General features: G+C 70.7%; 17 protein-coding genes. 15 read left to right on the top strand and 2 right to left on the bottom strand.

Annotation, left to right across the window (positions count from 1 at the left end; genetic code table 11):
• The first annotated feature begins 264 nt into the window (after nucleotides 1-264).
• On the top strand, nucleotides 265-786 hold the full coding sequence (locus VH569_RS05535) for a hypothetical protein (RefSeq protein ID WP_423314486.1): 522 nt from the start codon (nucleotides 265-267) through the stop codon (nucleotides 784-786).
• Nucleotides 787-831: 45 nt separating this feature from the next.
• Here the strand turns inward: VH569_RS05535 and VH569_RS05530 are convergent, their stop codons facing one another.
• Both VH569_RS05530 and VH569_RS05525 read right to left on the bottom strand, forming a co-directional pair.
• On the bottom strand, nucleotides 832-1575 hold the full coding sequence (locus VH569_RS05530) for a DUF3102 domain-containing protein (RefSeq protein ID WP_423314485.1): 744 nt from the start codon (nucleotides 1573-1575) through the stop codon (nucleotides 832-834).
• A gap of 20 nt (nucleotides 1576-1595) precedes the next feature.
• The gene (locus tag VH569_RS05525; RefSeq protein WP_423314484.1) at nucleotides 1596-2348 is read right to left on the bottom strand and encodes a ParA family protein; all 753 of its coding nucleotides are present in this window, start codon (nucleotides 2346-2348) and stop codon (nucleotides 1596-1598) included.
• 366 nt (nucleotides 2349-2714) lie between these two features.
• Between VH569_RS05525 and VH569_RS05520 the strand changes: the two genes are divergently transcribed.
• From VH569_RS05520 to VH569_RS05455, 14 genes are all read left to right on the top strand, one after another.
• The gene (locus tag VH569_RS05520) at nucleotides 2715-7979 is read left to right on the top strand and encodes a filamentous hemagglutinin N-terminal domain-containing protein (RefSeq protein WP_423314483.1); all 5265 of its coding nucleotides are present in this window, start codon (nucleotides 2715-2717) and stop codon (nucleotides 7977-7979) included.
• A gap of 129 nt (nucleotides 7980-8108) precedes the next feature.
• Entirely contained in the window at nucleotides 8109-9413 is a 1305-nt protein-coding gene (gene hmgA / locus VH569_RS05515; RefSeq protein ID WP_423314482.1) for a homogentisate 1,2-dioxygenase, read from the top strand.
• A gap of 142 nt (nucleotides 9414-9555) precedes the next feature.
• The gene (locus VH569_RS05510) at nucleotides 9556-10092 is read left to right on the top strand and encodes a class I SAM-dependent methyltransferase (protein WP_423314481.1); all 537 of its coding nucleotides are present in this window, start codon (nucleotides 9556-9558) and stop codon (nucleotides 10090-10092) included.
• A gap of 139 nt (nucleotides 10093-10231) precedes the next feature.
• The gene (locus tag VH569_RS05505) at nucleotides 10232-13375 is read left to right on the top strand and encodes an ABC transporter transmembrane domain-containing protein (protein WP_423314480.1); all 3144 of its coding nucleotides are present in this window, start codon (nucleotides 10232-10234) and stop codon (nucleotides 13373-13375) included.
• 112 nt (nucleotides 13376-13487) lie between these two features.
• Entirely contained in the window at nucleotides 13488-15236 is a 1749-nt protein-coding gene (locus VH569_RS05500; RefSeq protein WP_423314479.1) for a dipeptide ABC transporter ATP-binding protein, read from the top strand.
• Between the two features lie 293 nt (nucleotides 15237-15529).
• Entirely contained in the window at nucleotides 15530-17389 is a 1860-nt protein-coding gene (locus tag VH569_RS05495; RefSeq protein WP_423314478.1) for an ABC transporter substrate-binding protein, read from the top strand.
• A gap of 5 nt (nucleotides 17390-17394) precedes the next feature.
• On the top strand, nucleotides 17395-18426 hold the full coding sequence (locus VH569_RS05490) for an ABC transporter permease (RefSeq protein ID WP_376966432.1): 1032 nt from the start codon (nucleotides 17395-17397) through the stop codon (nucleotides 18424-18426).
• A 26-nt stretch (nucleotides 18427-18452) separates the two neighbouring features.
• Nucleotides 18453-19637, top strand: coding sequence for an ABC transporter permease (locus tag VH569_RS05485; RefSeq protein ID WP_423314477.1), 1185 nt, complete (start codon nucleotides 18453-18455; stop codon nucleotides 19635-19637).
• A gap of 268 nt (nucleotides 19638-19905) precedes the next feature.
• Nucleotides 19906-21219: a glycosyltransferase family protein gene (locus tag VH569_RS05480; RefSeq protein ID WP_423314476.1), complete on the top strand. Its 1314-nt coding sequence runs from the start codon at nucleotides 19906-19908 to the stop codon at nucleotides 21217-21219.
• Nucleotides 21216-22526 (top strand): glycosyltransferase family 4 protein, encoded by a 1311-nt coding sequence (locus VH569_RS05475; protein ID WP_423314475.1) that lies wholly within the window; start codon nucleotides 21216-21218, stop codon nucleotides 22524-22526. The genes VH569_RS05480 and VH569_RS05475 overlap by 4 nt, the downstream gene beginning before the upstream one ends.
• On the top strand, nucleotides 22523-23632 hold the full coding sequence (locus VH569_RS05470) for a glycosyltransferase family 4 protein (RefSeq protein ID WP_423314474.1): 1110 nt from the start codon (nucleotides 22523-22525) through the stop codon (nucleotides 23630-23632). Before VH569_RS05475 ends, VH569_RS05470 begins: the two co-directional genes overlap by 4 nt.
• Nucleotides 23629-24384, top strand: a complete 756-nt coding sequence (locus VH569_RS05465) for a histidine phosphatase family protein (protein WP_423314473.1) — start codon at nucleotides 23629-23631, stop codon at nucleotides 24382-24384. The genes VH569_RS05470 and VH569_RS05465 overlap by 4 nt, the downstream gene beginning before the upstream one ends.
• A complete protein-coding gene (locus tag VH569_RS05460) occupies nucleotides 24381-25538 on the top strand; it encodes a glycosyltransferase family protein (RefSeq protein WP_423314472.1) in 1158 nt (385 codons plus the stop codon). The genes VH569_RS05465 and VH569_RS05460 overlap by 4 nt, the downstream gene beginning before the upstream one ends.
• Nucleotides 25535-26284: a polysaccharide deacetylase family protein gene (locus tag VH569_RS05455; protein ID WP_423314471.1), complete on the top strand. Its 750-nt coding sequence runs from the start codon at nucleotides 25535-25537 to the stop codon at nucleotides 26282-26284. The genes VH569_RS05460 and VH569_RS05455 overlap by 4 nt, the downstream gene beginning before the upstream one ends.
• Nucleotides 26285-26386: the final 102 nt, after the last annotated feature.

Raw genomic sequence — 26386 nt, 5'->3', positions numbered from 1 at the left:
AATGAGGGGCCGGACTCTCCCATCAAGCCGCCCGCCTGACAAGAGCGCCAACCCGCCCCTGCGACAACGCCGCACACCAATGGAAGGTGTACGGCCGAAAGAGCCTGATCCGAAGGAGTACCGCATCTTCCGGGGCAGCGCCCCCATTTCGCGCGGACGAACAGGCGCCCTGTTGCGTTTATCTGTTAAGCGACGCGGATGCGACGGCCAAGAGGATACGGAATGCCGGGCGAAGGCCGGACGGTAAGAGGCAGCGGAGCGGTGATGGCGGCGGCACTTGCGGCCCTGCTCGTCATGCCTGCCGCAGTCCCGGCCGCGGCGGAACCGCTGCTGTCGGCGCCGGAGGTTCAGGAGGCCCACCAGCAGTCCGCCGCCCCCCTGCCCTCCCCCGCCCCGTCGAAGCCGCAGATGGACGCCTTCGATTGCTGGCGGCTCGATCCTGGCCGCCTGGAGCAGGCATCCGACCACGGGCTGTGCGGCGATGCCTTCGCCCGCGCGCCCGAAACCGCGGCGCTGCCGGAGGCCCCTCCCCCGCCGCTGGTCACGCCGTCACGCAAGCCGAAAGCGCCGGACCGCCGCGCCCGCAGCAGCGGCCGCAGCGTCGGCGGCCCGGAAAGCCACAGCATGGCCAGTTCGCCCATGCGCGTGTCGCGCGGCGGCGACGGCGACTTCTTCAGCAATTTCCAGCGGGACTTCCGGTCGCTGACCAACCTGCTGGGCGGCGGCAGCCCGCCGTCGCGCCGCGGCGACGACAGCCCCGCCTCCCACACCTCGCACAATCACTGAACGCTGGCACTGAACGCTGGCACTGAACGCCGGATCGCCCGGTCTTTACCGCCGGTCGTCCTCGGGGTCCGCCCTGATATCCTCCGCCTCGACATCGATGGTGACACCGGCCCGGCCGGAGCGGACATGATCGTCATGCTCCGGGTCGATGCCATGGTCGCGCCGCAGCTCGTCGCGGATTTCCGCCATGCGGACGCGCAGCCGGGCATAGTCCGCCAGCAGCTGCCGGCGCCGGTCGTTCGGCGTCACGTCCTTCGGCGGGCGCAGCGAGCGCTTGAAGTCGATCAGCTGGCGGCGGGTCACGTCGGGACGGATCAGCCCCTGGGCCTTGGCGCGTTCCAGCTCGTCCGGCGTCATGGTGACGATCTGGTAGGCGACGCTTTCCGCCCCCGGCAGCACATCCAGGGACAGCCGGCCGGTGTCCACCGCCTCCGCCACCGCGCGGAAGCGGAAGGCGGTCTCGACCGAGAACGGCATGTCGCTCTCGATCATCGCCTCGAAGTCGCCGTGCGGCAGGATTTCCTTGGCGCGGTTCAGGTACCGGCCGATCGACAGGAACTCCTTGCGGCTGCGGTTCCAGTGATAGCGGATTTCCTGGGCGAATTCCTGCCGGGTGTGGCAGGGCACGATGGCATCGCTGATGTCCGACGCCCGGCGGTCCGCCTTCGACGGCGCCACAGCAGACCCTGACCGCACAGGAGTAGACACTACCTCCGTCTTGGCATCCGGCGGCGGGGCGGCCTTGCCCTGCTCCGCCACCTTCTTCATGAAGGACTTCACATTGGCCATATTCAAATCCCCCCTGGGGTTCAGATCCCCAGCTCGTGCCGGATGAAGTACCAGGCGCCAAGGCATTCGTCGGCGCCATTCACCGCGCCGACATCGACGATGGAGCAGCCGACGTCGTCGACCCGGTGCATGTCCTCGATGTCCGGCACCTCGTGCGGCACCAGCCGGCCGACCCGGCCCAGCTCCAGCTTCGCCTCGCGCAGGCTGACCGACCGGCGCTTGACCCGGTTCAGCAGGAAGGCGGCGGGGCGGCCATAGTCGCGCAGGAACTCCATCCAGGGTATGACGCTCATCTTGTCGAAGCGGCCGACCCCGGTCGGCACCAGCACCAGATCGGCGCGGCGCAGCAGGATCTTGGTCGCCTCCGGATACAGCTCCACCGACGGCGGCGTATCGACGAAGACCACGTCGTAGCGGCCGGGATCGATCTGGGCCAGCGCCGCCTCGATGTCGTCCAGCGTCCCTTCGTAATGGTCGATGGACGCCACATCGTGCGGACGGCGCAGCTCGTGCCACTGCCCCAGCGTGCGCTGTGGGTCGAAATCCAGCGTCGCCACCCGCATGCCGTCCTTGGCCGCGGCCACGGCGGTGTTCTTGCAGCTGGTGGTCTTGCCGGTCCCGCCCTTCGGCGCACTGTACACCACCCAGCGCGCGGGCAGCGGCGCAGCCTTGTTTACCGCGCCGCCGGCGCCCTGGGCTGCCGACCTGCCGCTTGATTTACCTGTGGATTTGCCCGCGGATTTCCTTGTGGCGACGGCGGTCGGATCGGCCATCTGTTCCCCCTGCATCGCGTGCCAGTCGTCTGATGGCTTTCTTCTTAGCGGATCGTCCCGGTCCCCGAAAGGGCAAAGGCGGCACCTGCGCCATGGAAATAGGCGATCTCTGTACCGTCAAAGCCGTTACCGGTAACGCCTCGCCCCCATTTCCGTTACCGGTAACGCTTCCCCCTGCCCCGGTCCAACCGCCTCTGTTGCCACCACGAAACATTCTGTCACCACTTTCGGGATTTCCGTACCCGCGCCCCGTCGCTAAAATGTTACGCATTCCAGGGTTTTGAACAGCGTATTGCCTTCCCGCAAGAGTCGGGGGCGGCAATGGGGGTTGGGTCGGTGATGCGGGGATCGGGGCGGGAGTTGGATGTGCACGGCAGGACGGCGGTCCGCCGGGACGATGCACGGCGGCGGGCGGCATTGCGTCACAGCACGGCTCTGGCCGGGGCCGCACGTCTGGCGATCCTGACCGCCGTCCTCGCCCTGCCCCTCCCCGCACTCGCCAACCCCGAAGGCGGCGTGGTCACCGACGGTGCCGCGACCATCCATACGACCGCCCCCGGCCGGCTCGACATCATCCAGTCGACGCCGAAGGCGGTGATCGACTGGCAGCGCTTCGGCATCGCCGAGGGCGAGCACACCAACTTCCAGCAGCCCGACGCCAGCGCCATCACCCTCAACCGCGTCACCGGCTCCGACCCGTCGGCGATCCTGGGGCGGCTGACCGCGAACGGGCAGGTCTGGCTGGTCAACCCCAACGGCATCCTGTTCGGCCCGAACGCCCGGGTCGATGTCGGCGGGCTGGTCGCCACCACCCACGACATCCGCAACGCCGACTTCATGGCCGGCCGCTACAGTTTCGAGGGCCGCGCCGGCTCCACCGCGACGGTGGAGAACGAGGGCACGATCACGGTGGCCCAGGCCGGTCTGGCGGCACTGGTCGCCCCCGGCGTCGCCAACCGCGGCACCATCCAGGCCCGCATGGGCGAGGTGACGCTGGCCTCGGGCCGCCGCTTCGTCGTCGACCTCTTCGGCGACCAGAAGATCAACATCGCGGTGGACGCCAAAACGGACGCCCGTCCGGTCGGTGCCGACGGCAAGCCGGTCGACGCGCTGGTCAGCAACAGCGGCAAAATCTTCGCCGACGGCGGCCGGGTGCAGATGACGGCGAGCGCCGCCAAGGGGCTGGTCGACCGCGTCGTCAACATGTCCGGCACCGTCCAGGCCCGCCGGGTGGAGCAGCAGGGCGGCGACATCGTCCTGCTGGGCGACGGCGGCGAGGTCGAGGTGTCCGGCAGCATCGATGCCAGCGGCAGCGGCGCCGGTCAGAAGGGCGGTTCCGTCACCGTGTCGGGCAACCGCACGGCGCTGACCGCTACCGCCCGCATCACCGCCTCCGGTCCCGCCGGGGGCGGGGAGGTGCTGATCGGCGGCGACGTGCAGGGCGGCAAGGCGTCAGCCGCCACGCTGGCCGGCTACAACATCCGCCCGGCGCGCAAGCCGGTGCCGCCCTCCATCGAGACGGTGGTGGCGCAGGGCGCGACCATCGCCGCCGACGCCACCGACAACGGCAAGGGCGGCAAGGTGGTGGTGTGGGCCGACGGCAGCACCCGCTTCGACGGCACCGTGTCCGCCCGTGGCGGGGCGGCCGGCGGCAACGGCGGCTTCGTCGAAACGTCGGGCAAGCTGTCGCTGCACGTGCGCGGCAGCGTCGATGCCGGGGCCGGAACAGGGCAGGGGGTGGGGCAGGGGGCAGGGCAGGGGATGGTGGCCGGCGGCTTCTGGCTGCTCGACCCGACCGACATCACGGTGGCTGCCACCGGCGGCACCATCACCGCCGACAATATCCAGACCGCGCTGAACGGCGGAACCAGCGTCACGCTGCAAACCGAATCGACGGGGACCGATGCCGGCGACATCACGGTCGATCAGGCGATCCTGAAGACGGCCGGCGGAGATGCCTCGCTGACGCTGAAGGCCCACCGCAACATCGTCGTCAACCAGAGCATCGTGTCCAGCGCGGGCGCGCTCACCCTCACCCTGAACGCCGCGACCGGCTCCGGCAACGGGATCGTGCGGATGGCGGCGACCTCCGGCACCTCGCCCATCGCCATCACCACCAACGGCGGCGCCTTCATCGTCGGCGGCGGCTCCAACCCGGCGATGAAGCCCGCCACCGGCATCTCCGGCGGCTATTCGCCCAGCTCCGACCGGGTCGGCGTGGAATTCCACGACACAATCGTCTCGACCGGCGCCGGCTCCATCCTGATCAACGGCGACGGCGGCGAGAACAATGGGGACGGCAACCACGGCATCGCGCTGTACGACAGCCAGCTGACCACCGGGACCGGCTCGATCACGCTGAACGGGGCGGGCGGCAACGGCATCTATTACGGCGACAATGTCGGCGTGCTGCTGTCCTCCTCCGCGCTCCAGACCGGGGGCGGCGCCGTTTCCATCACCGGCACCGAGGGGCATGGCGAAAGCTCCCAAGGCAACGATACGATCCGCATCACCGACGACTCCTCCATCACGGTGCAGGGCAACGGGGCCATCGCCATCAGGGCGGGCGCCAACTCCAGCCGCGACATCCAGCTGAGCGGCGCCGTCATCCGCAACGGCGATGCCCCGATCACGGTGGAGTCGGGCGGCAATCTTTTTCTGGATTACGACACCAGCCTGACCTCCAGCGGCGCCGTGACGCTCAGGGCGGCGTCCGGCATCTCCCTGATGGACAGCCACATCGTCGCCGCCGACCGGCCGGTCACGCTGAACAGCAACCGCGGCGGCTATGGCGGCGCCATCAGCCTGGGCAGCAGCAGCATTGCCACCACCGGCGGCGACATCGTCCTGGGCGGCGGCAGCGATCCGGCCAGCATGGCGGCCAAGGCCGGCTACGACGACTGGGCCGGCGTGTCGATCGCCAACAGCTCGCTCTACACCGACCGCGGCTCCATCTCGATCCGCGGCGAGGGCGAGGGGTACAGCAACGGCACCCACGGCGTCCTGATCAACGGCAGCTCGACCATCGGCGCCGCCACCGGCAAGATCGCCATCCATGGCAAGACGACCTCCCAGTCCGACAGCCGCAACGCCGGCGTGCTGATCGAAAGCAACGACGACGGTGGGCCGACCGTCGTTGCCGGCTCCACCGCCGCCGACGCCATCCTGATCGACGGCGACGCCAGCGAGGCGGACTCCATCGAGTCCTGGGGCGTCATGCTCCAGGGCAGGGTGGGGCTGCTGTCGTCCGGCGGCGTCTCCATCGCCGGCAAGGGCGGCGCGTCGTCGGCCGATTTCGAGGTCGCCGGCATCGGGCTGGACGCCGAAAACGACGGCAACATCCAGATCGTGGCCGCCGCCGGAGAGGTGACCCTGCAAGGCACCGCCGGAACCGCCGGCCCCCACGGCACCGCCTCCGCCCTGTACAGGAACGGCGCCGTGACGGTCAGCAGCACGCCGGCTCCGCCGCCACCACCACCGCCGCCCCCACCGCCGCCACCTCCTCCGCCGCCGCCCCCGCCGGTAACGCCGCCGGTGACGGACCCGACGCCGACCGCACCGACGACGCCCACCACTCCGGGCACCGACACCGGAAGCGGTGGCGGATCCGATACGCCGTCCACAAGCACGCCCACCACGCCGACCACCACCACCCCGTCCACCGGGACGGACACGTCCGGGACCGGAACCACGGGCACGGGAACGACCGGCACTGGAACGACGGACACTGCGTCCTCGGGGACAGGAACGACCACGACCCCATCGACGAGCGGCAGCCAGTCCACCGCGTCCGCCTCCAGCTCCGTGCAGGCGGCGCTGCAAACGGTGGCGCAGATCGCCGCCAATCCGCCAACAACAACAACCGGCACCGGCTCGACCGCCGCCACGACGACGGGCAGCAGCGCCACGGCCCGCAGCAGCACCGGCGCGACCACCGGAACCACGGGCACCGGAACCACGGCCGGCGCGACCACGCCGCAGACCCTGCTGGCGACGCTGGAGCAAGGCACCGCCACCCGGACCGCAGAAGGGCAGGGCACCCAGTCCGCCGGAGGCAGTTCCGCCTCCAACGGCGCCCCGACCTCGCCGCCTCCACCGCCGCCGGGGCCGGCGACGGTCGTGCTCGCCTCCGGCCGCTCGGTCTCCTTCACGGCGGACGCGGCTGCTGCCTATTCCTCCGGCGCCACCCTGTCGCAGCCGGGGCCGCAGCTTCTGGCATCCCCGCAGGTGCAGGCGGCGGCCGGCACCCTCATCCAGGCGGCCGGCAACGGCGGCATGGTCCAGGCGGTGACGACCCTGGCGACCGGCGGCCTGTCGCTGCCTGAACAGCGCGCGGTGCTGGCCAGCGTGCCCGTACCCACCCTGATCGGCGGGCTGACCGCCAGCAGCGACCCGGTGGCGGTGCGCGTCGGCGGCATTCTGCAGAACAGCGCGGCGGGCCGGCCCGGCGGCTATGCCCAGGTGCGCGCCGCGGCGGCGCAGGCCAACCTGCCGCCCCAGGTCGCCCGCACCTATCTCGCCATGGTGCAGCGGGTGGAGCGCGAACAGCGCACCCAGGCCTTCTCCGGCGCGCTGCGCCAGCTGGTGGCGAACCCGTCGGCTGCGGACATGTTCGGCCGTCCGGCCGCCGCCTCGGCGCCGCCCAGCCTGCAGCAGGCGCGCGGCGGCCGCACCCGCGGCGGCACCATGACGCTGCGCGGCATCGTCGCCGACAGCGCCAATCTGGCCGAAGCGCGGGTGAACGGCCGCTGGGTCTTCATCGACGAACAGGGCCAGTTCCGCACCAGCATCCCGGTGGAGCCGGGGGCGAAGGAAGCCACCCTGACCATGACCGACGAGGCCGGCAAGACGACGGAGCAGCGCATCGCCATCGACAGCGCGACCTCCGCTCCCGACCCGGCCGCCCCGCCGAAGCCGCGCAAGATCGCCCTGATGATCGCCGTCGACAGCTACCGCGACGGCGCGATCCCGGCGCTCGCCACGCCCGACGCCGACATCAAGGCGGTGGGCAAGGCGCTGAACGACCAGCTCGGCTACGAGACGCGGGTGCTGCGCAACCCGACCAAGGCGCAGATCGGCGAGGCGCTGCGCAAGCTCGGCCGCGAGGTCGGCGAGCAGGACCAGGTGATGGTCTACTACGCCGGCCACGGCTATGAGCTGGCCGAGACCGGCACCGGCTATTGGCTGCCGGCCGATGCGGAGACGACCAGCGCCCGCAACTGGGTATCGAACAACGACATCGGCCGCTTCCTCAGCCGCATGCCGGCCAAGCATGTGATGGTGGTGTCCGACAGCTGCTATTCCGGCGCCTTTACCAAGGAGCAGAAGGTCGATGCCAGCCGCCTCGCCAACGAGACGGAGATCCGGCAGCGCCGCTCGGTCATGGCCCTGTCGTCGGGCGGCGACGAGCCGGTCGCCGACGGCGAGGTGAACTCCCCCTTCGCGGTGGCGCTGAAGAAGCGGGTGCTCGGCCTGCCGAAGGACAGCAGCGGCTACGCCCTCTATCAGGAGGTCCGCCAGGACGTGACCAGCGAGGCGCCGCAGACCCCGCAATACGGTGTGATCCGCACCGCCGGCTACGACGAGGGTGGCGACTTCCTGCTGGACCTGCCCGACCGCGCGATGAACTGAGGGAAGGGGGCGTCCGCAGCGGCACCCCCATTTTCCCCTGGCGCATAGTTTCAAAAGAAACTATATCAGCGGCAAATGGTCGCGCCCGGCGCCTGCCGCCGGCGCTCCTCGCAGAAGGGAGCAGCCCGCATGACGTCCTCCGCATTCACCTACCGGTCCGGCTTCGGCAACGAATTCGCGACCGAGGCGTTGCCCGGCGCCTTGCCCGTCGGCCGCAACTCGCCGCAGCGCCCGCCCTATGGCCTCTATGCCGAGCAGATCAGCGGCACCGCCTTCACCGCTCCCCGCGCCCACAACCGGCGCTCCTGGCTCTACCGCATCCGCCCGGCGGTGGTGCACGAGCCCTTCCGCCCGCTGGAGTCCGGCCGCCTGACCAGCCGCTTCGATGAGGTGCCGGCCCCGCCGACCCAGCTGCGCTGGAACCCGCCGCCGATGCCGGACGCCCCCACCGACTTCATCGCCGGCCTCGCCACCATGGGCGGCAATGGCGGGCCGCAGGCGCAGACCGGCTGCGGCATCCATCTCTACGCCGCCAACCGGTCGATGGAGGGCCGCTTCTTCTACGATGCCGACGGCGAGCTGCTGATCGTGCCGCAGCAGGGCCGCCTGCGCCTGTTCACCGAGCTCGGCGTGCTGGAGGTCGAGCCGCAGGAGATCGCGCTGATCCCCCGCGGCATCCGTTTCCGTGTCGAACTGCCGGACGGGACCGCGCGCGGCTATGTCTGCGAGAATTTCGGCGCGCCGTTCCGCCTGCCGGACCTCGGCCCCATCGGCTCCAACGGCCTTGCCAACCCGCGCGACTTCCTGACCCCCGACGCCTGGTACGAGGATGTCGACGGCGACTTCGAGCTGGTGGCGAAGTTCGACGGCGCTCTGTGGACCGCCCGCATCGACCACTCGCCGTTGGACGTGGTGGCGTGGCACGGCAACCACGCGCCCTGCAAATACGACCTGCGCCGCTTCAACGCCATCGGCTCGATCGGCTTCGACCATCCCGACCCGTCGATCTTCCTGGTACTGCACTCTCCCAGCGACACCCCCGGCGTCGACAGCATCGACTTCGTCATCTTCCCGCCGCGCTGGCTGGTGCAGGAGGACACCTTCCGTCCGCCCTGGTTCCACCGCAACGTCGCCAGCGAGTTCATGGGCCTGATCCATGGCGTCTACGACGCGAAGGAGGAGGGCTTCCTGCCCGGCGGGGCGTCTTTGCACAACTGCATGAGCGGCCACGGCCCCGATGCGGAGACCTTCGCCAAGGCGACAGCCGCCGACACCAGCCGGCCGCAGCGGGTCGCCGACACCATGGCCTTCATGGTCGAAACCCGCGCGGTGATCCGACCGACGCGGCACGCATTGGAAACCGCGGAGTTGCAGCACGATTATCACCGCTGCTGGCAGGGGCTGGCGAAGCGCTTCGACCCCAACCGTCCCTGAAGCAGGGCAGGCGAGGGCAGGCCAAAAAGGGCGGAAAACCGCCACCGGCACCCGATCGCGCGACAATTTGTCTCGACGGCGCGCTTGCGGACTTCCACACTGCACCCGTGCCGTTCGGGCGTTTGGCAAGGGGAGAGGGCCGATGGCGGCCGGTGCTGGTGGTGGCGAAAATGCGGGCAAGGCCGAGAGCCGGTCGCTGCTCGACCGGATGATCGACCGCATGACGGTGCAGCGCAACGCGCTGGCCTGGGCGGAGCGGGCCGTCGCCGGCCGCGACGGTCTGGTGCTGGAGGTCGGCCTGGGCAAGGGCCGCACCTTCGACCATCTGCGCCACCTGTTCCCGCCGCGCGACATCCTGGTCTTCGACATGTGGGTCCGCGTGCCGCCGGAGCTGACGCCCGACGAGGACCGCCTGTTCGTCGGCGATTTCAAGGAGACCATGCCGGCGGCGGCGGAGCGGTTCGGCCGCTGCGCCCGGCTGGCCCATGCCGATTTCGGCAGCACCGACCGCAACCATGACGCCGCGCAGGCGGCGTGGCTGGCGCCGCTGATCGATGCGCTGGTGCTGCCCGGCGGCGTCGTGCTGTCCGACCGGCCGCTGGACCGGCCCAACTGGACCCGGCTCGACCTGCCGGCCGACGAGCGCTGGACCTACCATGCCTGGAGGGTGGAAAGCTGAGCGAAGCGGGGAGGATGGCAAAAGCACCGTTGGAAAACGGACCGGGCCACGCCAATTTATTTCCCCTCATCCTCCGCAGCATGACAGGGGCGGCCGGCGACGGCTGCGACGCTGAAGGCCGCGACGCTGAAGGCCATTGATGAACCGCAACATTTTTCAGTTCATTTGGAAGCACAGCGGGCGGCAGCAGATCCTGCTCGCCCTGTTGACGGTCGCCTCCTTCCCGGTGCTCTACGCCTCGCTGGAACTGCCGAAGATCATCATCAACCGGGCCTTGTCGGATCCCCAGCCGGAACGCGAGATCTTCGGCGTCGCCATGGGGCCGGTGACCTACCTTCTGGTGCTTTGCTTCACCTTCCTGGCGCTGGTGCTCGCCAACGGCGCCTTCAAGATGCGGATCAACACCTTCAAGGGCGTGGTCGGTGAACGGCAGGTGCGGCGCCTGCGCTTCATCCTGCTCGACCGCATGCTGCGCTTCCCGCTGCCGCATTTCTCCAAGGTCAGCCAGGGGGAGCTGATCTCCACCGTCGCGTCGGAGACCGAGCCGCTGGCCGGCTTCATCGGCGACTCCTTCGCCCAGCCGCTCTACCAGGGCGGCACGATGCTCACCATCCTGCTGTTCCTGTTCATCCAGCAGCCGACCATCGGTCTGGTGTCGGTCGCCCTCATCCCGGTGCAGGCCTACATCATCCCGAAGCTCCAGCTGAAGGTGAAGCTGCTGGGCAAGGAGCGGGTGCGCAAGGTCCGCCAGCTGTCCGAGCGCATCGGCGAAAGCGTCGAGAACATCCGCGAGGTCCGCGTCAACGGCACCGTCCGCTACGTGCTGGCCGAATTCTCGCAGTTCCTCGGCAGCATCTACTGGATCAGGCTGGAGATCTACAAGCGCAAGTATTTCGTCAAGTTCCTGAATAACTTCATCAATCAGATCACGCCCTTCTTCCTGTTCTCCATCGGCGGCTATCTGGTCCTGCACGGCAACATGACCATCGGCGCCCTGGTGGCCGCGCTCTCCGCCTTCAAGGACCTGACGGCACCCTGGAAGGAGCTGCTCGACTATTACCAGAACATGATCGACGCCCAGATCAAGTACGAGCAGATCGCCGAGCAGTTCTCTCCCCCCTTCCTGTTCGACTGGGCCGCGCCGTCGCCCGCCACCCCTGCCGACCTGAAGGCGCCGCTGCGGCTGGAGGCGGTGACCTGGGCCAACGAATACGGCGACCGCATGCTGCAACGCCTGTCGCTGGAAGTGCCGCCGGGCGCCATCGTCGGCATCGCCGGCACCAACGCGCTGGCGCTGCGCCGTCTGGCCGAGGTGCTGGTGCGGCTGTCGCCGCCGACCTCCGGCCGGATCACCATCGGCGACCGCACACTGGACGAGCTGCCGCTGGATCTGCTGGGCCGCCGCATGGCCTATGCCAGCCCGGAACCGCGCATGTTCACCGGCAGCATGATGCAGAACATCACCTACGGCCTGCGCCACCGCCCGCCAGCCGACGATCCGGACAGCATGACCCCGGCCCGCCGCCGCGAGATCGTCGAGGCCGAGGCGTCGGGCAACTCCACCGACAGCATGGACGGGATCTGGACCGATTTCGGCATGATCGGCGCCACCGACTGGACCAGCCTGCGCCCCTGGTTCATGCAGTGTCTGGCCGCCACCGGCGGCGAGGGCGCGGTCTACCAGCGCGGCCTGCGCGAGGTGTTCGACCCCGACGATTACCCCTTCGTCGCCCAGCCGCTGCTGCGCGCCCGCCACTGGCTGCGCGACGCCATCAGCGAACGCGGGATGGACACGCTGCTGGCCCGCTTCGAGCGCGACCGCTTCAACCCCTATGCCAGCCTTGCCGAGAACATGCTGTTCGGCCTGCCCGACGGCAAGCGGCTGACGGTCGCCCGCATGGTCTGCAACCCCACCGTCCGCGCCCTGATGGAGGCGCACGGGCTGTGGGACGCCGCGGTGCGGACCGGCCGCCGCTTCGCCATGCGGGTGGTCGGCGTCTATCGCGACAGCGACGACGGCGACGTCATGATCATGCGCTACCCGCACATCGACGACGCCCTGTTCGAAGAGCTGGTTGAGGCGGTCACCCGGCTGAAGCGCCGGTCCGAACGGCCGCAGCGCCGCCATCAGGAGGCCGACACGCTGCTGTTCGCCACCATGTTCCTGATGATCGTGCCCAAGCGCGACGGCATGGACTTCGCTCCGCCGCAGGAGCGCGAGGCGATCATGGCGATCCGCCGCCGCCTGCTCGACGACATGCCGCACGAGCTGCGCGACAAGGTCGCCGTCTTCGACCCCGACCTCTACCACCCGCGCCTGAACGTGATGGACAACCTTCTGTTCGGCCGCATCACCACCGAGGATCCGCGCGCCATCACCCAGCTGCGGGCCTTGGTGGACGAGGCGCTGGAACGGACCGACGCGCGGGCCTTCGTGCTGATCCTGGTAGCGCTGGGCGAGGTCGGCATCGGCGGCTCGCTGCTGCCGATCAGCGTGCGCCAGCGCGTGCAGCTGATCCGCGGGCTGATGAAGAAGCCCGACATCTTCGTCATCTATCAGGCGCTCAACAGCTACGATCCGGAGGAGCGGCTGCGCATCTTCCAGGCCATGAAGGAGCTGCTGCCGACCATGACGCTGATCGTGCTGGAGGAACGGATTTCCGACAATCCCGCCTTCGACGCGCTCTACGATCTGGAGGAGGGCCGGCTGGTCCGGCGCGGCCAGAACGGCGCCGACCAGGACGAGGACACCGTGCCGGGGGACGGGGAGGGGACCGACGAGCCGGCGCTGCGCCTGCTGTCGCGCTCTCCCGTCTTCTCCGACCTGCCGGAAACGGTGCTGCGCCGGCTGCTGGCGGCGTCGGAATGGCGCACGGTGGCGGCCGGCGACTTCATCTACCGCAGCGGCGAATCGTCGGAATTCGCCTTCGTGCTGGCGGAAGGGGAGGTCGAGCAGGTGCGGCTGATGCCGGACGACCAGCCGCACCTGCACATCGCCTACATCAAGCCGCCGGAGGTGATCGGCGAGCTGGAGCTTCTGGCCGGCGTGCGGCGCTTCTCCAGCTTCCGGGCGCGCACCGACCTGCGGCTGCTGCGGCTGGACGGCGCCACCATGCTGCGCCTGCTGTCGGCGGCGCCGGACCTGCCGATGCGGGTGATCCAGCAGATCGGCAAGCGCCTGACCAGCGAAGCCCCGGCCGTCCCGCCTCCGGCTCCCCAAATCCCTCTCCCGCCCCGGGAGAGGGAAGGGGCCCAGGCGGAGCCTGGGAAGGGTGAGGGGTGAGGCAAGGATTGATGATCCATGTCCACTTTGCCCCTCACCCTCCCCACCGCTTTGCGGCGGGTCCCCTCCCTCTCCCGGGGCGGGAGAGGGCATTTCGCCTGGAGACGCAAAGATGCTGAAGGTTGAGGGCCTGACGATCCGCTTCCGCAACGCCCCCCATCCGGTGGTCGACGGCGTCGGCTTCTCCATCGGCGGCGGGCAGAGCGTGGCGCTGGTCGGCGAGTCCGGCTCGGGCAAGACGCTGACCTGCCGCAGCATCCTCGGCATCCTGCCGCGCGGGGCGACGGTCGCCGGCGGCTCGATCCTGTTCGGTCATGGTGCAGAGGCGGTCGACCTGCTGCGCCTGTCGCCGTCCGGCCTGCGCGACATCCGCGGCAGCCGCATCTCGATGATCTTCCAGGAACCGATGAGCGCGCTGTCGCCGCTCCACACCATCGGCGACCAGACGATGGAAGTGCTGCGGCTGCACGGCAACTGCAACCGGACGAGCGCCCGCGACCGCTGCCTCGCCATGTTCGAGCGGGTGGGCTTCCCCGATCCGGTCCGCGCCTTCCGTTCCTATCCGTTCCAGCTGTCGGGCGGCCTGCGCCAGCGCGCGATGATCGCCATGGCGATGGTCGCCCGCCCGCAGCTGCTGATCGCCGACGAACCGACCACCGCGCTGGACGTGACGCTCCAGGCCCAGGTGCTGGCCCTGATCAAGGAGTTGCAGGGCGAAACCGGCATGGCGGTGCTGCTGGTCACCCACGATCTGGGCGTCGTCGCCAACATGGCCGACGCCGTGGTGGTGATGCGCGCCGGCCGGGTGATGGAATCGGGATCTTGCGCCGACGTTCTCGGCCGGCCGCTGCACGGCTACACCCGCAAGCTGATGGCCGCCGCCCCCTCCATCCCGGAAACGACCTGCGCGCAAGGCAACGGCGCCGTGCACGACCCCATCCTGGAGTTCCACGGCGTCGCCAAGACCTACGAACGCGGCAATGTCCGCATCCGCGCCCTGGCCGGCGTCGACCTGTCGGTCGGCCGCGGCGAGACGCTGGCCATCGTCGGCGAGTCAGGATCGGGCAAGACGACGCTGGCGCGGCTGGCCATGCTGGCGGAGCGGCCGGATCCCGGTGGCCGCCTGCTGTTCCGGGCATCCGCCGGGGAACCGCCGCTCGACCTCCTTTCCGCCGCCGGGCCGGAGCTGACCGCCTACCGCCGCCGGGCCCAGATGGTGTTCCAGGACCCCTACGCCTCGCTCAGCCCCCGGATGAGCGTCGGCGAGATCATCGCCGAGCCGCTGGCGATCCACGGCGTCTGCGGCCGCGGCGAGGGCCGCGAGCGGGTGCGGGCGCTGATGGCGCAGGTCGGGCTCGATCCCGCCTGGGCCAACCGCTATCCGCACGCCTTCTCCGGCGGCCAGCGCCAGCGCATCGGCATCGCCCGCGCCCTGGCGCTCGACCCGCAGCTGCTGATCTGCGACGAGCCGACCTCGGCGCTCGACGTGTCGGTCCAGGCGCAGGTTCTCGACCTCTTGGAATCGATCAAGCAGCGGCTCGGCCTCAGCCTGATGTTCATCTCGCACGATCTGGCGGTGGTGGCGCGGCTGGCCGACCGTGTGGCGGTGATGCGCGCCGGCCGGGTGATGGAGGAGGCGCCGCCCGCCATCCTGTTCTCCGCCCCGCTGCATCCCTACACCCGCGCGCTGATCGCCGCCTCGCCGGAGCCGGACGTGAACCGTCCCATCGACGTCGCCACCGTGGCCTTGGGCGCCGGCCGCCCCGACCTGTGGCCCGAACCCTTCCGCCCCACCCCCGACGGCGCCCCGCCCCCGCTGGTGGAAGCGGCTCCCGGTCATTTCGTGAGGCGGGCGGCATGAGGACGCTCTTTCGCATGCCGCACCTGAATCGCCCTCTCCCGCCCCGGGAGAGGGGGGGGCCCCGCCGCTTCGCGGCGGGGTGGGTGAGGGGTATTCCAAGCATCCTGAACCGCATGGCCCCGAACCGAATGGCTTCGTGCCTAACCCCTCACCCTTCCCATGCTCCGCATGGGCCCCTTCCCTCTCCCGGGGCGGGAGAGGGAGTCCCAAGAGGGAAGTGGGCCTCACTCCTCACCCTCCTCATCCTCCTCATCACCACCCCGGCCGCCGCCTTCACGCCGCAGGATCCGCCGATGCTGCGCGATCAGGTGCGCTACGGCCTCATCCCCCCCGTCCGCCAGCGCATGCCGGACGAGCCGCTGATCGTCGATGTGGAGGGCAAGGGCCGCGACCTCGGCCTGTCCGGCGGCTGGATCCGCACCTTCATCACCCAGCGGCGCAACAGCCGCATCGCCGTGCTCTACGGCTATGCCCGGCTGGTCGGCTACACCGCCAAGCGGGAGATCGTGCCCGACATCCTGAAGGACGTGCAGGTCGTCGACGGCCGCGACTTCACCCTGACCCTGCGGGCCGGCCACCGCTGGTCCGACGGCGCCCCCTTCACCAGCGACGACATCCGCTACTGGTGGGAGGACATCGCCAACAACCCGATGCTGTCGCCCTCCGGCCCGCCGCGCTTCATGCTGGTGGACGGCAAGCCGCCTGAGGTCAGCTTCCCCGACGCCGTCACCGCCCGCTTCCACTGGGACGAGCCGAACCCCTATTTCCTGCCGACGCTGGCCGCCGCCCGGCCGCCCTTCATCTACCGGCCGGCCCATTACCTGAAGCGCTACCACGCCCGCTACACCAGCGAGGCGGAGCTGGCGCCGCTGCTCGCCAGATACAAGGTCCGCAACTGGGCGGCCCTGCACAACGCGCTGGACGACATGTTCCGGATGGAGAACCCGGACCAGCCGACGCTCCAGCCCTGGATGGCGGTCTCGAAGGGCACCGGCAACCACCTGCTGTTCCAGCGCAACCCCTACTACCACCGCTTCGACCGGCGCGGCGTGCAGCTTCCCTATGCCGACGGGCTGGACGTGACGGTGATGGGCGGCGGGCTGATCCCGGCCCAGGTCGCCACCGGCAAGGCCGACCTCCAGGCCGAGGGGCTGACCTTCTCGCAGGTGCCGGTGCTGGTGTCGGGGGAAAAGCAGGCCGACTACCGCACCCTGCTGTGGCCGGAGGGCAAGGCGGCGGAAATCGCCCTCTACCCCAACCTGAACTACAACGACCCGGTATGGCGCACCCTGCTGCGCGACGTGCGCTTCCGCCGCGCCCTGTCGATGGCGATCGACCGCCGCATCGTCAACCGCTCGCTCTTCTTCGGGCTGGCCCAGGAAAGCGGCGTCGACGTGCTGCCGGGCAGCCCGCTGTTCAAGCCGGAACGCAAGGGGGTGTGGACCGGCTACGACCCGAAACAGGCGTCGGCCCTGCTGGACGAGATCGGGCTGAAGCGCAAGCGCGGCGAGCTGTACCGCGAGCTGCCGGACGGCCGTCCGCTGGAGGTGATCGTCGAGACATCGGGCGAGAAGCCGGAAATCTCCGACGCGATGCAGATCATCGCGGAGACCTGGCGCGACATCGGCGTGCGGCTGCTGATGCGCACGGTCGACCGCGACGTGCTGCGCAACCGGGTCTATGCCGGCCAGACGATGATGGCGGTGTGGGGCGGCTGGGACAACGGCATCCCCGACCCCGACAGCAGTCCGGAGGAGCTGGCCCCGATGACGCAGGAGAATTTCAGCTGGCCGAAATGGGGGCAGTATTACCAGACCTCCGGCAGCGCCGGCGAACCCATCGACATGCCGATCCCGCAGGAGCTGATGGACATCGCCCGGCGCTGGCGCCACACCACCGACGAGACCGAGCGCCGCGCCCTGTGGTCGGCCCTGCTCGACATTCATGCCGACCAGATCTTCGCCATCGGCGTGGTGTCGAAGACGCCGCAGCCCATCGCGGTATCGAACCGCCTGCGCAACATCCCCGACAAGGGGCTGTGGCTGTGGGACCCCGGCGCCTATCTCGGCGTCTACCGCCCCGACGAGTTCTACTTCACCGACGCCCGCCCGGCCGATCCCGAGCCGGTCGGCATCCACCGCGGGGAGGACTGACGGCCATGCTGCGCTTCATCCTGCACCGCCTGCTGGTGATGGTGCCGACGCTGTTCGTGGTGTCGATGCTGATCTTCACCGTCATCAACCTGCCGCCCGGCGATTACCTGTCCAACCAGATCGCCGAGCTGCGCGCCACCGGCCAGGAGGCCGGGCTGGCGAAGGCGGAGTTCCTGCGCCACGAATATGCGCTCGACCGCCCGCTGGCCGAGCAGTACCTGATCTGGATCGGCGTCTGGCCGGGGCCGAACGGCTTCCACGGCCTGCTCCAGGGCGATCTCGGCTGGTCCTTCGAGTTCAACAAGCCGGTGGCCGCGGTGGTGGGGGAGACGCTGTGGTTCACCGTCATCCTCAACCTCGCCGCCGTGCTGTTCGTCTATCTGGTGTCCTTCCCGCTGGGGGCGCTGGCGGCGATCCGCGCCAACAGCTGGGTCGATTACCTCGCCGCCGCCGTCGGCTACATCGGGCTGGCGACGCCCAACTTCCTGCTGGCGCTGATCCTGCTCTATTACGGCCAGAAATGGCTCGGCCTGCCCATCGGCGGGCTGGTCGATGCGCAGTATGAGGACCAGCCGCTCAGCTGGGCCAAGGCCGGCTCGGTGCTGGAGCACCTGATCATCCCGACCATCGTCATCGGCCTGTCCGGCACCGCCGCCATGGTGCGCCGCCTGCGCGCCAATTTGCTGGACGAGCTGGGCAAGCCCTATGTCGTCACCGCCAAGGCCAAGGGCGTGCCGCCGCTGCGCCGGCTGACCCGCTATCCGCTGCGCATGGCGCTGAACCCCTTCGTCTCCGACATCGGCTCGCTGCTGCCCTCGCTGGTGTCGGGATCGGTGCTGATCTCCGTCGTGCTCAGCCTGCCGACCATCGGGCCGGCCCTGCTGGAGGCGCTGCGGGCGCAGGACATCTTCCTGTCCGGCTTCATCCTGATGTTCATCTCGCTCCTGGTGCTGGTCGGCATGCTGGTCTCCGACATCGCGCTCGCCCTGCTCGACCCCCGCATCCGCCTCGGCAAGGCGAGGAAGGCCCAGTCATGAAAGAGGGGGGCATGAAAGGCGAGGGCATGAAGGCTCCGGTCACGGGCGGCGGCACGGGCGGCAGTTGGGAGCATTACGTCGACGACCGGCCCTATCCCGATCCGGCCGCGGCGGACGCCCCGGCCACCCGCTTCGACGCCAACGCCTCGACCGGGCGGCTGATGCTGCGCCGTTTCCTGCGCCACCGGCTGGCGGTGCTGGGGGCGCTGTTCCTGGGCCTGTCCTATCTCAGCCTGCCCTTCGTCGATTTCCTGGCGCCCTACGGCGCCAACGAGCGCGACGTGGAGCATCTCTACGCCCCGCCCCAAGGCGTCCACCTGTTCCACGAGGGCCAGCTCATCGGCCCCTTCGTCTACCCGACCACCGGGCGGCCCGACCTGAAGGACTATCGCTGGCGCTACGAGACCGATGAGAGCCGGCCGATGCCGCTGCAATTCCTCTGCCCCGGCGCGCCCTACCGCTTCCTCGGTCTGGTCGAATCGCGGGTCCGGCTGGTCTGCGCGCCGCCGGGGGCCTCGCTGCATCTGCTGGGCACCGACCGGCTGGGACGCGACATGCTGTCACGGCTCGCCATCGGGGCGCAGCTGTCGCTGACCGTCGGGCTGCTGGGCATCGCGGTGTCCTTCGCCATCGGCATCACGCTGGGCGGCATGGCCGGCTATTTCGGCGGCTGGATCGACGCCGGGGTGCAGCGCCTGTCGGAAATCCTGAAATCCCTGCCGGAACTGCCGCTGTGGCTGGCGCTGTCCGCCGCGGTGCCGGCGCAATGGAGCCCGGTGACGGTGTTCCTCTGCATCTCCGTCATCCTCGGCCTGCTCGACTGGCCGTCGCTGGCACGCGCCGTGCGCTCGCGCTTCCTGGCTCTGCGCGAGGAGGATTTCGTCATGGCGGCGGAGCTGATGGGCGCCAGCCCGGCGCGCATCATCCGCCGCCATCTGCTGCCCAACTTCGCCAGCCACCTGCTCGCCAGCGCCACCCTGTCGATCCCGGCGATGATCCTCGGCGAAACGGCGCTGTCCTTCCTGGGGTTAGGCCTGCGCCCGCCGGCAACCAGCTGGGGGGTGATGCTGAACGACGCCCAGAACCTCATGGCCGTGGAAACCTATCCCTGGGTGTCATTGCCGATGCTCCCGGTGATCCTGGTGGTCTTGTCCTTCAACTTCTTCGGCGACGGCCTGCGCGACGCTCTGGATCCCTATCATGGCGACTGACCCGTCATCGCCGCTGCAAGCCGGCTGGCGGCCTGTCCGGCGCTCATATATATCACAGCGCATAGATGCGTTGCTCTTACCCGGCCGGAAGTCATATTGATGCGCGGCAAAATCCATGTGAGGGGTTCTTTCCAGGCTGGAGCCTTGCCGCCGGTGCCTGGACGACCCCGCAACCACCGGCGCCGAACCGGTTCCAAAGACAAGCACAGCGATCTGTTCCGCAACGGATTGTCGGTTCCGAAGCATTGCTGAAGCGGAGTGTCCGAGCATGCACCAGCCACAGCCGCCCCTTCGGTCCCTCCATCCCGACCGGACGCCGCCGCGCATCCTGCTCTACAGCCACGACACCTTCGGGCTCGGCCATCTGCGGCGGTCGCGGACGATTGCCCAGGCCCTGGTGTCGGCCTTTCCCGACGCCTCCGCGCTGATCCTCACCGGCTCGCCGGTCGCCGGCCGCTTCGACTTTCCGGAGCGGGTCGACCATGTGCGCCTGCCCGGCGTGGTGAAGCAGCCCGACGGCGGCTACACCGCCCGCAACCTCGGCCTGCCGATCGAGGAGACCACCGCGATCCGGGCGGAGATCATCCGCGCCACCGCCCGCGCCTTCCGCCCGACGCTGGCCATCGTCGACAAGGAGCCGACCGGCCTGCACGGCGAATTCCTGCCGGCGCTGGACGAGATGCGGGCCAGCGGCAACACCCGCATCGTGCTGGGCCTGCGCGACGTTCTGGACGCGCCCGAGGCTCTCCAGCCGGAGTGGGAGCGCAAGGAGGCGGTCGCCGCCATCGAACGCTATTACGACCAGCTCTGGATCTACGGCCTGCCGGAGGTCTACCGCCCGCTGGACGGTCTCGACCTGCCGGCGGAGATCGCGGCGCGGCTGCGCTACACCGGCTATCTGAAGCGCGAGCCGACGGAGGGCGGCGGCGCCGTCCAGGCCGCGGACTGCCCGATGACGGGCCCCTACGTGCTGGTGACGCCGGGCGGCGGCGGCGACGGGGCTGCCCTGGTCGACTGGACCATCGCCGCCTACGAGAGCGATCCGGACCTCGTCCCCCGCGCCCTGATCGTCTACGGCCCCTTCCTGGAGGACGCCCGCCGCCAGGAATTCGCCACCCGCATCCGCCAGCTGAAGGGCAGGGTGGAGACCATCAACTTCCATTCCCGCATGGAGGATCTCTATGCCGGCGCGGTCGGCGTGGTGGCGATGGGCGGCTACAACACCTTCTGCGAGATCCTGTCCTTCGACAAGCCGTCGGTGCTGGCCCCGCGCACCCGCCCCCGGCTGGAACAGCGCATCCGCGCCGAGGCGGCGGAGGCTCTCGGGCTGCTGCGCACGCTGGACAGCGACCGCGACGGCGCCGACCCGCGGGCGATGGCCGACGCCATCCGCGCGCTGCCCAACCAGCCGCCGCCCTCGGCCAGCCCGCTGCCCGGCCTGCTCGGCGGGCTGGAGCGCATCGTCGACCTGACACGCGAGGTGCTGGCGGCCGACTCGGTGCTCCCCCGCACCACCCCCGTCACCCCGATCCGCCGGGCGGCGGAACGGCTGTCCCGCGCCATGGCAGGCAAGCGCGCATGAATTCCGGACTGGGGAAGGACGGCCGCCCTGTGCCGTCCGGTGTGCTGTCCGGCGTGCCGACCCGTTTGCCGTTGAAAATCGCCGTGGTGGTGAAGGGCTATCCCCGACTGTCGGAGACCTTCATCGCGCAGGAGCTTCTGGCCCTCCAGCAGCGCGGCATCGATCTGGCGATCTGGTCGCTGCGCCACCCCACCGACAGCCGCCGCCACGCCCTGCACGACCGCATCACCGCCCCGGTCCATTACCTGCCGGAATATCTGCGCGACGAGCCGGCCCGCGTGCTGCGCGCACTCGGCCGCCTGATCCTGCGCCATCCGGCCGGCCTGCTGCGCACCGCGGCGGGGTGGCTGCGTGACCTGAAGCGCGACCGCACCGCCAACCGCGGACGCCGCTTCGGGCAGGCGCTGGTGCTGGCGGCGGAGCTGCCGGCCGACGTGCCCTTCCTCTACACCCATTTCCTGCACACCCCGGCCTCGGTCGGGCGCTATGCCGCGTCGATCCGCGGCATCGGCTGGGGTTTTTCCGCCCACGCCAAGGACATCTGGACGACGCCGGAGTGGGAGAAGCGCGAGAAGCTGGCCGACGCCCGCTTCGGCGCCACCTGCACCGCCGTCGGGGCCGCCCATCTGCGCGATCTCGCCGCCGACCCGTCACGCATCGACCTCGTCTATCACGGCCTCGACCTCTCGCGCTTCCCCGCCCCGCCGGACCGCAGCGACGCCGCGCAGCGCGACGGCTCCGCCCCCGACCGCGTGGTGGAGATCCTGTCGGTCGGCCGGCTGGTGGAGAAGAAGGGCTATGACCGGCTGCTCGACGCGCTGGCGACGCTGCCGGACGGGCTGCACTGGCGGCTGGTCCATATCGGCTCCGGCGACCTCAAGCAGGCCCTGCGCGCCCAGGCCGAGCGGCTGGGGGTGTCGGACCGCATCGAGTGGCGCGGCGCCCAGGACCAGGCGACGGTGATCCAGGCGCTGCGCCATGCCGACCTGTTCGTGCTGACCAGCGTGGTGGCCGGCGACGGCGACCGCGACGGCCTGCCCAACGTGCTTATGGAGGCGGCGAGCCAGCGCCTCGCCATCCTTTCCACCGCCGTTTCCGCCATCCCGGAATTCATCGCCGACGGCACCCACGGCCTGCTGACCGACGGCACCCCGCCCGCCATCGCCGCCGCGCTGGAACGGCTCGCCGGCGACCCGGCGCTGCGGCTGCGGCTGGCCGACGCCGCCTATGGCCGGCTCTGCGCCGAGTTCGGCATGACCGCCGGCATCGACCGCCTCGTCCGCCGGCTGGAGGAGGCCGCGGCGTGACCGCCCCGCAAAGCACCCTCCCGCGCATTGCCTTTTATGCCCCGCTGAAGCCGGTCGACCACCCGGTCCCCTCCGGCGACCGCCAGATGGCGCGGCTGATCCTGCGGGCGCTGGAGGCGACCGGACCGGTGGAGGTGGCGAGCGGGCTGCGGGTCTATGACGGTGCCGGCGACCCCGCCGCGCAGTCCCGCCTGACCGCCGCTGCCGCCGCCGAACGCGACCGGCTGCTGTCGCTCTACGCCGCCGAGCCGGAGCGGCGTCCGGCGCTGTGGCTCAGCTACCATGTCTATTACAAGGCGCCCGACCTGATCGGCCCGGCGATCGCCCGCCGCCTCGGCATCCCCTATGTCGTGGTGGAGGCGACGCGCGCCCGCAAGCGCCTGACCGGCCCCTGGTCCGCCTTCGCCGCCGCCGCCGAGGCCGCCATCGAGGCCGCCGCCCTCGTCCTCTGCGTCAGCGCCCGCGACCGGCAGGCGGTGGAGGCCTATGGCCCGCCCGGCCAGCGGGTGGCGATGCTGCCCCCCTTCCTCGACCTGCCGCCGGCCCCGGAGGCCCGAGAGCCGACCGTGACGCCCCGCCTGCTGACCGTCGCCATGATGCGGCCGGGCGACAAGCTGGCCTCCTACCGCCTGCTGGCCGACGCCCTCCAGCTCGTGGCGGCACGGCCCTGGACGCTCGACATCGTCGGCGCCGGCCCGGCGGCGGCGGAGGTGGCGGCGCTGTTCGCCCCCTTCGGCCCGCGGGTGACGCTGCACGGCGCCTGCGCCCCCGCCGACCTCGCCGGCCATTACCGCACCGCCGACCTGCTGGTCTGGCCCGGCCTGAACGAGGCCTTCGGCATGGTCTATCTGGAGGCGCAGGCCCAGGGCGTGCCCGTGCTCGCCATCGACAATGCCGGCACCGGCACCGTCATCCGCGACGGCGTCGGCGGCCGCCTGACCGGCCCGGCCCCGGAGGATTTCGCCGCCGCCCTGTCCGCCCTGCTGGCCGACCCAACCGCCCTGCGCGACCTCGGCCGCAGCGCCCGCGCCCATGTCGAGGCCCACCACGCCCTGACCGCCGCCGCCGAACGCCTGCGCGGCCTGCTGACCGGCCTTCTGTCATGATCCGCCTCGCTTTCCTGCGCCACGGCATCACCGCCTGGAACCGCGAGGGCCGCATCCAGGGCCGCACCGACATTCCCCTCGCCCCGGAAAGCCGCGAACAGCTCGCCGCCCTGACCCTGCCGCCGGACTGGCGCGACGCCACCCTGCACGCCAGCCCGCTGTCGCGCGCGGTGGAGACCGCCAGCCTTCTCGGCAAGGGCCGCCCCGTCCACACCGACCCGCGCCTGATCGAGATGGACTGGGGCGCCTGGGAGGGCCTGCATGGCCGCGACCTGCGCGCCGACCCCGCCAGCGGCTACCGCGACCTGGAGCAGTGGGGCTGGGACTTCCGCCCCCCCAACGGCGAAAGCCCCGCTGACGTGCGGGAACGCCTGACGGGGTGGTTGAACTCCCTCTCCCGCCCCGGGAGAGGGAAGGGGCCCATGCAGAGCATGGGAAGGGTGAGGGGTGATCCAAGAAACCATGCAGTCCCTGATTCTCGCCCCACCCCTCACCCTCCCCACGCCTCCGGCGCGGGGCCCCTCCCTCTCCCGGGGCGGGAGAGGGCGATTGTCGCTGCGGAGACACCTCCCCCCCACCTCATCGTCACCCACATCGGCGTGATGCGCGTCGCGCTGGCGCTCGCCTGGGGTTGGGACTTCCGCGGCCCGCCGCCGGTGCCGGTCAAGCGCAACCGCCTCTACGCCATGGCGCTGGCCGCCGACGGCACGCTCCGCCCGACCGGACCCACGGAGGGGGAGCGCCTGTCATGAGGCTGCTGATCGCCGTCACCCATCTGCTCGGCACCGGCCATCTCAGCCGCGCGCTGGCGTTGGCCGAGGCCTTCACCACCCGCGGCTGGCGCGTCGATGTCGCCAGCGGCGGCCGTCCCGCTCCGCATCTCGAAACCGGCACCGCCACCCTGCACCAGTTGCCGGCGCTGGCGAGCGACGGCGCCGACTTCGCCACCCTGCTGGGCGCCGACGGCACCCCCGCCGACGCCGGCCTGTTCGCCGCCCGGCGGGCGATGCTGACCGGCCTGCTCGACAGCCTCCGCCCCGACGTGCTGATCACCGAACTCTTCCCCTTCGGCCGCCGCGCGCTGGCCGCCGAGTTCGACGCCCTGCTGGAGCGTGCCCGCGCCCTGCCGCGCCCGCCGCTGACGCTGGCCTCGGTCCGCGACATCCTGGCCCCGCCCTCAAAGTCCAAGCGGGTGGCCGAGACCGAAGACCGTCTGCTGCGCCTCTATGACGGCGTGCTGGTCCATTCCGACCCCGCTTTGATCCCGCTGGAGGACAGCTGGCCGCTGACGCGAGCGATGATGCCGCTGCTGCGCTACACCGGCTTCGTCGTGCCGCCGCCGCCCGTTCCCGACGACGGCACGGACGGGCAGGGGGAGATCCTGGTCACCGCCGGCGGCGGCCCGGTCGGCCGCCCGGTCTTCGAGGCCGCAGCCCGATGTGCTGCCCTTTGTGCCGCCTCCGGCGCCCTGCCGCAGCGCTGGCGCCTCCTGGTGGCGAAGGGCGACGCGGCGCTGGCCGACCGGCTGCGCGCCCTGGCCCCGCCCGACCGCCTGCTGGTGGAGCCGGTGCGTCCCGACTTCCGCGCCCTGCTGGGCCGGGCCTCCGCCAGCGTCGGCCGCTGCGGCTACAACACCGCGCTCGATTGCCTGACGGCCGGCGTGCCCAGCGTCTTCTGTCCCTTCGAGGACGGCAAGGAGGTCGAGCAGACCATCCGCGCCACCATCCTGGCCCGCCAGCCCGGCATCGCCACCCTGCGCGAGGCCGACCTCACCCCCGACAGCCTCGCCCACGCGTTGCAGTCCGTGCTGGGCGTCCGCATCCCGCCGCTCAGCCCCGCCGCGCTGGCCGGTGCGGCACGCAGCGTCGAGATCGTCGAAGCCCTGCTGGCGGAGAAGACATCATGACGAGCTGGACCGCCGTAGACGAAGAACTCGCCCGCTGGACCGGCCTCGGCCGCCGCTGCCCGCTGTGGCTGCGCGACGACGACGCGGTCGCCGCCAGCCCGCAGCTCGACGGATTGCTGACCCGCTGCGCCCAGGCCGGCATCCCGCTCGGCCTCGCCGTCATCCCGGCCGATGCCGAACCGTCGCTCGCCGAGGCCCTTGCCGACCACGCGCACGTCACCCCGCTGGTCCATGGCTGGTCCCACACCGATCATGCCGCCCCCGGCCGGAAGAAATGCGAATTCGGCCCGGAGCGCCCGTCAGAGGTCCGGCAGGCCGAGGCCGGGCGCGGCCTCTCCACCCTGCGCGGCCTGTTCGGCGACCGCCTGCTGCCGCTGTTCGTCCCTCCCTGGAACCGCATGGCCGCCGACATGCCGGCCCGCCTGTCGGCATCCGGCTACCGCGCCGTCTCCGCCTTCGGCCCGTCGCCGGAACCCCGTGACGGCATCGCCTGGATCAACACCCACCTCGACCTGATCGACTGGCGCGGCAGCCGCTCCGCCGTGCCGGTCGACGCCCTGCTCGACCTGCTGTGCCGCGAACTGCGCGACCGCCGGGAAGGGCGCCGCATTCCCGCCGAGCCCATCGGCCTGCTGACCCACCACCGCGTCCACGACGCGGCGATCTGGGATCTGCTCGACCGCCTGCTCGACCGGCTGGCCGGCCATCCGGCGGTGGAATGGCCGGGCGTCGGCAGCTTGGGGTGAGGATATGGCAGAGGGCCGGAAAATCTTCTGGCTGATCGCACGTCCCGACCTCGCGTGAAGGCGAAAGCGTTTCAGCCCACTCTTCGTCTTTCGTTCTTCATC

Origin of the sequence: Azospirillum sp. 11R-A (genome assembly GCF_049472615.1) — a bacterium.
GTDB classification, from domain to species: Bacteria; Pseudomonadota; Alphaproteobacteria; order Azospirillales; family Azospirillaceae; genus Azospirillum; species Azospirillum palustre.
Note: the sequence above shows the minus strand (reverse complement) of the source record. Positions and strands in the feature narration are given on the sequence as shown.

Excerpts from the sequence above, each read along its gene's own strand:
- VH569_RS05535 (WP_423314486.1), top strand. The coding sequence starts at position 265 with ATGGCGGCGGCACTTGCGGCCCTGCTCGTCATGCCTGCCGCAGTCCCG.
- VH569_RS05530 (WP_423314485.1), bottom strand. The coding sequence starts at position 1,575 with ATGGCCAATGTGAAGTCCTTCATGAAGAAGGTGGCGGAGCAGGGCAAG.
- VH569_RS05525 (WP_423314484.1), bottom strand. The coding sequence starts at position 2,348 with ATGGCCGATCCGACCGCCGTCGCCACAAGGAAATCCGCGGGCAAATCC.
- hmgA (WP_423314482.1), top strand. The coding sequence starts at position 8,109 with ATGACGTCCTCCGCATTCACCTACCGGTCCGGCTTCGGCAACGAATTC.
- VH569_RS05510 (WP_423314481.1), top strand. The coding sequence starts at position 9,556 with ATGGCGGCCGGTGCTGGTGGTGGCGAAAATGCGGGCAAGGCCGAGAGC.
- VH569_RS05505 (WP_423314480.1), top strand. The coding sequence starts at position 10,232 with ATGAACCGCAACATTTTTCAGTTCATTTGGAAGCACAGCGGGCGGCAG.
- VH569_RS05500 (WP_423314479.1), top strand. The coding sequence starts at position 13,488 with ATGCTGAAGGTTGAGGGCCTGACGATCCGCTTCCGCAACGCCCCCCAT.
- VH569_RS05495 (WP_423314478.1), top strand. The coding sequence starts at position 15,530 with ATGCTGCGCGATCAGGTGCGCTACGGCCTCATCCCCCCCGTCCGCCAG.
- VH569_RS05490 (WP_376966432.1), top strand. The coding sequence starts at position 17,395 with ATGCTGCGCTTCATCCTGCACCGCCTGCTGGTGATGGTGCCGACGCTG.
- VH569_RS05485 (WP_423314477.1), top strand. The coding sequence starts at position 18,453 with ATGAAGGCTCCGGTCACGGGCGGCGGCACGGGCGGCAGTTGGGAGCAT.
- VH569_RS05480 (WP_423314476.1), top strand. The coding sequence starts at position 19,906 with ATGCACCAGCCACAGCCGCCCCTTCGGTCCCTCCATCCCGACCGGACG.
- VH569_RS05475 (WP_423314475.1), top strand. The coding sequence starts at position 21,216 with ATGAATTCCGGACTGGGGAAGGACGGCCGCCCTGTGCCGTCCGGTGTG.
- VH569_RS05465 (WP_423314473.1), top strand. The coding sequence starts at position 23,629 with ATGATCCGCCTCGCTTTCCTGCGCCACGGCATCACCGCCTGGAACCGC.
- VH569_RS05460 (WP_423314472.1), top strand. The coding sequence starts at position 24,381 with ATGAGGCTGCTGATCGCCGTCACCCATCTGCTCGGCACCGGCCATCTC.
- VH569_RS05455 (WP_423314471.1), top strand. The coding sequence starts at position 25,535 with ATGACGAGCTGGACCGCCGTAGACGAAGAACTCGCCCGCTGGACCGGC.